We start from the raw sequence: 4,425 nt of genomic DNA, 5'->3' as shown, positions 1-4,425 counted from the left end.
GGCGGGGTACGACCATACATTTTAACTATTTGATGACTTCAGGAATATTATACTATGGCTAAAGTGATGAAAGAGCGCTACACACTCTTTAAAGGATGGCTACCTTTAAGCCAACCTGCCGGGTTCATGGCACTCCTCGTTCTCAAACGCCCGCTGATTTTGACAGCGTTACCTTTCCTCTCGTACTAAAGTATGTAGGCTCTAAAGATTGGGGCACGCAAAGGGCGATCGATCTTAATATAAAAAATTATCCATTCAATGGAATCAACCTCCTTAAATTAAAGCAAAAACAACGAGAGTGGTAGGACTTGAACCCACAACATCCGCGTCCGAAGCGCGGCGCTCTATCCATTGAGCTACACTCCCATAAATTGGTAGTCTTGGGAGGATTTGAACCTGCAACATCTTGCTTGTAAGGCAAACGCTCTACCGTTGAGCTACAGGACTACAAAAGCGGATGATGGGACTCGAACCCATGCGCTGAGAATGGCATACTCAGATGCTAGCCTTTACATCACACCCGCAAACCGATTTGAGATTTGAAATTTTGGATTTAACTGAGATGTTGCACCATTGTTAATAAGCCTTTTATGAACTGCCAAGATGCCCGTTCCACAAGAAAATCTACTCTTTGTGGAACAGGCATCTTGCCTGTTCTGGAGAAGGGTGCAAGATGTGAGATTTAACAAACTTCTTGTTTCCCTAAGCGGATAACGAGGCTCGAACTCGTGCCTAGAGTTTGGAAGACTCGAATGCTACCGTTACACCATATCCGCAATTGTGGGGCTGGTGATAGGAATTGAACCTACAACCGACTGATTACAAATCAGTTGCTCTGCCTAATTGAGCTACACCAGCACGCCAAGCAGATGGCGAGATTTGAACTCGCAAGAAAGCTTTACAAGAACCTCATGTTGCCAATTACATCACACCTGTATTTTTGGTGGCGGGGGCAGGAGTTGAACCTGCTATTAAGAGGCTTATGAGACCTCCAAGCCTACCCAGGCTACTTCACCCGCGATGTCACCAAATACCCCTGACTGGCATCGAACCAGCACTAACTAGATCCTAAATCTAGCGCCTCTACCAATTGGGCTACAGGGGCAAAACCGATTTGAGGTTTGAGATTTGAGATTTTAGATTGAATAAAACCTCATACCCCTGACAGGCCTCGAACCTGCAAAAAACACTCGTTCTGAGCGAGTGATGTTTTCCAATTACATCACAGGGGTAAAGTCGGGATGGTTGGATTTGAACCAACGACTCCATGCTCCCAAAGCATGGCTTCTGGCCGCTGAATTACATCCCGTTCATGCTCCTAGTGAGACTCGAACTCACAATCAAAATAAAACAGATTTTAAGTCTGCCGCGTCTGCCAATTCCGCCACAGGAGCAAGTAGAAACTTAGTTAAAAATTTGGTACTCCTGGTGAGATTTGAACTCACACAACACAATTTTTGAAATTGCGGCCTCTGCCAATTGGGCTACAGGAGTGTAATTGATCTGCTTTGGTAATAGCAGAACTGGGAAGGCAGGGCTCGAACCTGCATTTTGCCGCTTTCAAAGAGCGGTGCCCTACCAATTAGGCGACTTCCCAATTATTGGATGCCGAGGCAGGGGTTGAACCTGCAACCTCATCGTTCAGAGCGATGCGACTTGCCTTTCGTCCACTCGGCAATTGAAAAAATGGCTGCCCCAGTAGGACTCGAACCTACAACCTAGCGGTTAACAACCGCTTGCTCTACCATTGAGCTATAAGGCAACGCAATCCCCCAAGTCAGTATCGAACTGACGACCTCTTGTTCTTCACACAAGCACTCTACCAACTGAGCTATCGGGGGAAAACGGAGAAGGAGGGATTTGAACCCTCGACGGCTGTTAAACCGCTCTTTCTTAGCAGGAAAGCGCCTTAAGCCACTCGGCCACCTCTCCACAGCGAGAACGGAGGGATTTGAACCCCCAAATCTTCAGTTTCGTAGACTGAGATGTTATCCAGTTACACCACGTTCTCAAGATTGCAACTGCATATTAAACGCAGTTACAAATGGGTCGGGCTGGAATTGAACCAGCAACGCTTTAAGCTACTGTTTTACAGACAGCTACCCACGCCAATAGGAGGGCCGACCCAAGATATAAATTTTGGTAGGTCGTCGAGGAATTGAACCTCGATCCTTCCGCTTAAAAGGCGGCTGCAAAACCATTCTGCCAACGACCCAGGAGAAGTGCTGACGGGAGTTGAACCCGCAATCACTTGGGTGAAAACCAAGCGGCTTAAACCATTTGCCTACAGCACTATAAATTGGCACAGGAACTGAGATTTGAACTCAGAATGCTGGTTTTGGAGACCAGAGTGTTGCCAGTTACACCATCCCTGCTTGTGGTCGCAGCGGCGGGATTTGAACCTGCATTGACCAAGGTATGAACTTGGCGCTTTACCATTAAGCTACGCTGCAATGTCACTTTCGCTTCGTTCCTTTTCAAAGTTAAATAAATTAATTAAAAGACTGTTAGTTTAATCTTTTAATTTCTATTTTTTAATTTCTGATTGGGAACAGAGGTTAGGGCGGGATTTGAACCCGCGAAAATCGGTTTTGCAGACCGACGCCTTCAACCACTCGGCCACCTAACCTGGGAGTCCCGACGAGGTTTGCACTCGCAATCTTCTCCTTGAGGGGGAGACGGCTTGACTTTTGCCTACGGGACTTTGACCCCCGCCGAAAAACGGATACTTGCTTTCCGACAGGAGGTGTGGATTTTAGACCAAAGTTCCAGTTCCTAGATTCTTCTCCTGTGGAGTAAATCTAAAATCTAAAATCTAAAATCTAAAATCGACTGACGGGAGTAACGAGACTTGAACTCGCAACCTTTCGCTCGACAGGCGATTGCTCTGACCGATTGAGCTATACCCCCGCGAAAATGAACAATATTCTGTCCTTGAATTACTCAAGTTGGGACGGGGTGGCGGTTGATTCCGCGTACTACAACCCGATCGGGCTTTTGTTGCCGGAGTCTACACCGCCGATGTCCACAATTATGTGACACGATTAACTTCCTATTCAGTTTTCAAGGTTCATATTGCTCGTCGGGCAAGGCTTTGAAGCTCTTTCCCCTTCGCCATACATTTATAATACATTTGTATTACAAAACTGTCAAGGGGGTAATACAACTTTTTTTTAAATTGGGTTTTTTAAAGGGGTGTCGATCGCTCCCACCAACACTCTGTATTCCCCAAAACCCTTACAGATAAAGAATTTTTGCTGCTAAACTGATGTTGTGGCGCAAGGTAAATCTGATGCTGAAACTGTACTACACTCTAATAGCTCTGAATTCTCGCCGTCGCGCGAGGTGGCTCTTCTGGAAAATGCGATAATCAGCTTTTAGATATCAAATACTACAAATCAAACCTTGTCTGAATTGCCCTTAACTCCCGCGCCGGCAACCCCAGAACCCGATCGCCCAAACCTCCCTCACTGGCTACACTCCTTGGATACCTGTCCCAGTACCAACAGTTGGGCGATCGCCCGCGCGGCCCAACTCCACCACGGAGATGCAGTATTTACCAAGCGACAAACCAGCGGGCGCGGCCAACACGGGCGCACTTGGCACGCCCCAACTGGTGTCTTAACTGTTAGTTTTGTACTCGACAACCTCGACCCCAATCTGTTGCCGGGACTCAGTTTAGCAGCCGGTTTAGCCGTGATTTACGCGATCGAAGATTTGGTTCCCGACTGTCGCGATATGCTGCGCCTGAAATGGCCAAACGATGTCTGGATCGATCGCCACAAATTAGCCGGAATTCTCTGCGAAGCCACGAACGGCAATGTTTCTGGCAAAACTCGCGCCGTTGTAGGAATTGGACTCAACCGCTGCGTAGATTTCGCGGCTGCGGGATTGGATGAAAGGGATCTCGGCAATGCGGTAAGCTTGCATTCTATTGCTAGTACAGTACCAGATGAACTGTGTTTGGTCGATCGACTGCGGCACTATTTACTCGAACTAGCCGATATGTTTTCTACCACAGACAAGCCAGCCTCCAAGTCCGGTTTAGCGCTACTTTTGCCGGAATTGCGTCGCCGCGATGCGTTGATTGGCTGCCCGGTGGCGATCAAACTTGCGTCGGAAACTATCTGCGGAGAAGCCGCCGGCATTGACGGAAGCGGCCGCTTGTTAATATGCTTGGCGGGCGATCGAATACAAGCCTTTACCTCTGGGCGAGTTCGATTAATTTAAGAGGAAGAAGGAAGAAGGAAGAAGGAAGAAGGGAAATGCAGTCAGAGCAATATTTTCAGCGCTCAAAAATGTCCTAACCTTCTTGCCAGTTACTATAAATTAACAGAAAGAAGTCATTACTGTAGTTTAGACTAAAAAATGAGCGCAGCTAAAAGTAGCTACCTTTGAATCTTAGGCAAGCTGTTGCTCAAAAAC

The 4,425-nt window shown here is 47.3% G+C and carries 2 protein-coding genes and 24 tRNA genes; 2 read left to right on the top strand and 24 right to left on the bottom strand.

Annotated features, from left to right (window positions below):
* Positions 1-293: 293 nt before the first annotated feature.
* The 24 genes from QUA25_RS28740 to QUA25_RS28625 form a co-directional block, all read right to left on the bottom strand.
* A tRNA-Arg gene (locus QUA25_RS28740) sits at positions 294-366 on the bottom strand.
* A 6-nt stretch (positions 367-372) separates the two neighbouring features.
* Positions 373-447: transfer RNA gene (locus tag QUA25_RS28735), tRNA-Val, on the bottom strand.
* A 5-nt stretch (positions 448-452) separates the two neighbouring features.
* Positions 453-524 (bottom strand) — tRNA-Gly (locus QUA25_RS28730).
* A 181-nt stretch (positions 525-705) separates the two neighbouring features.
* Positions 706-776, bottom strand: a tRNA-Gly gene (locus QUA25_RS28725).
* 5 nt (positions 777-781) lie between these two features.
* Positions 782-858, bottom strand: a tRNA-Thr gene (locus tag QUA25_RS28720).
* 6 nt (positions 859-864) lie between these two features.
* Positions 865-935: transfer RNA gene (locus QUA25_RS28715), tRNA-Thr, on the bottom strand.
* A gap of 96 nt (positions 936-1,031) precedes the next feature.
* Positions 1,032-1,105: transfer RNA gene (locus QUA25_RS28710), tRNA-Leu, on the bottom strand.
* A gap of 131 nt (positions 1,106-1,236) precedes the next feature.
* Positions 1,237-1,309 (bottom strand) — tRNA-Pro (locus QUA25_RS28705).
* Positions 1,310-1,313: 4 nt separating this feature from the next.
* Positions 1,314-1,394 (bottom strand) — tRNA-Leu (locus QUA25_RS28700).
* Between the two features lie 23 nt (positions 1,395-1,417).
* Positions 1,418-1,494, bottom strand: a tRNA-Leu gene (locus QUA25_RS28695).
* A 29-nt stretch (positions 1,495-1,523) separates the two neighbouring features.
* Positions 1,524-1,597, bottom strand: a tRNA-Gln gene (locus tag QUA25_RS28690).
* A gap of 5 nt (positions 1,598-1,602) precedes the next feature.
* A tRNA-Gln gene (locus QUA25_RS28685) sits at positions 1,603-1,677 on the bottom strand.
* Positions 1,678-1,687: 10 nt separating this feature from the next.
* A tRNA-Asn gene (locus QUA25_RS28680) sits at positions 1,688-1,762 on the bottom strand.
* A 6-nt stretch (positions 1,763-1,768) separates the two neighbouring features.
* Positions 1,769-1,841, bottom strand: a tRNA-Phe gene (locus QUA25_RS28675).
* A 4-nt stretch (positions 1,842-1,845) separates the two neighbouring features.
* Positions 1,846-1,932 (bottom strand) — tRNA-Ser (locus tag QUA25_RS28670).
* 4 nt (positions 1,933-1,936) lie between these two features.
* Positions 1,937-2,011: transfer RNA gene (locus QUA25_RS28665), tRNA-Arg, on the bottom strand.
* 34 nt (positions 2,012-2,045) lie between these two features.
* Positions 2,046-2,127 (bottom strand) — tRNA-Tyr (locus QUA25_RS28660).
* A 13-nt stretch (positions 2,128-2,140) separates the two neighbouring features.
* A tRNA-Lys gene (locus QUA25_RS28655) sits at positions 2,141-2,215 on the bottom strand.
* A 5-nt stretch (positions 2,216-2,220) separates the two neighbouring features.
* Positions 2,221-2,294: transfer RNA gene (locus QUA25_RS28650), tRNA-Glu, on the bottom strand.
* A gap of 6 nt (positions 2,295-2,300) precedes the next feature.
* A tRNA-Trp gene (locus tag QUA25_RS28645) sits at positions 2,301-2,375 on the bottom strand.
* Positions 2,376-2,378: 3 nt separating this feature from the next.
* Positions 2,379-2,453, bottom strand: a tRNA-Met gene (locus QUA25_RS28640).
* 102 nt (positions 2,454-2,555) lie between these two features.
* Positions 2,556-2,629 (bottom strand) — tRNA-Cys (locus tag QUA25_RS28635).
* Positions 2,630-2,704: transfer RNA gene (locus QUA25_RS28630), tRNA-Glu, on the bottom strand.
* A gap of 132 nt (positions 2,705-2,836) precedes the next feature.
* Positions 2,837-2,910, bottom strand: a tRNA-Asp gene (locus QUA25_RS28625).
* A 6-nt stretch (positions 2,911-2,916) separates the two neighbouring features.
* Between QUA25_RS28625 and QUA25_RS28620 the strand changes: the two genes are divergently transcribed.
* Together QUA25_RS28620 and QUA25_RS28615 are read left to right on the top strand one after the other, a co-directional pair.
* Positions 2,917-3,039, top strand: coding sequence for a hypothetical protein (locus tag QUA25_RS28620; protein ID WP_278187183.1), 123 nt, complete (start codon positions 2,917-2,919; stop codon positions 3,037-3,039).
* Between the two features lie 366 nt (positions 3,040-3,405).
* Positions 3,406-4,230 carry a biotin--[acetyl-CoA-carboxylase] ligase gene (locus QUA25_RS28615; protein ID WP_333043071.1) on the top strand — a complete coding sequence of 275 codons (825 nt, stop codon included), beginning with the start codon at positions 3,406-3,408 and terminating at the stop codon, positions 4,228-4,230.
* Positions 4,231-4,425 lie beyond the last annotated feature (195 nt).

Origin of the sequence: Microcoleus sp. Pol17C6, from assembly GCF_036701145.1 — a bacterium.
In the GTDB taxonomy this organism is placed as follows: Bacteria; Cyanobacteriota; Cyanobacteriia; order Cyanobacteriales; family Microcoleaceae; genus Microcoleus.
This window is presented reverse-complemented; position numbering and strand designations above follow the sequence as displayed.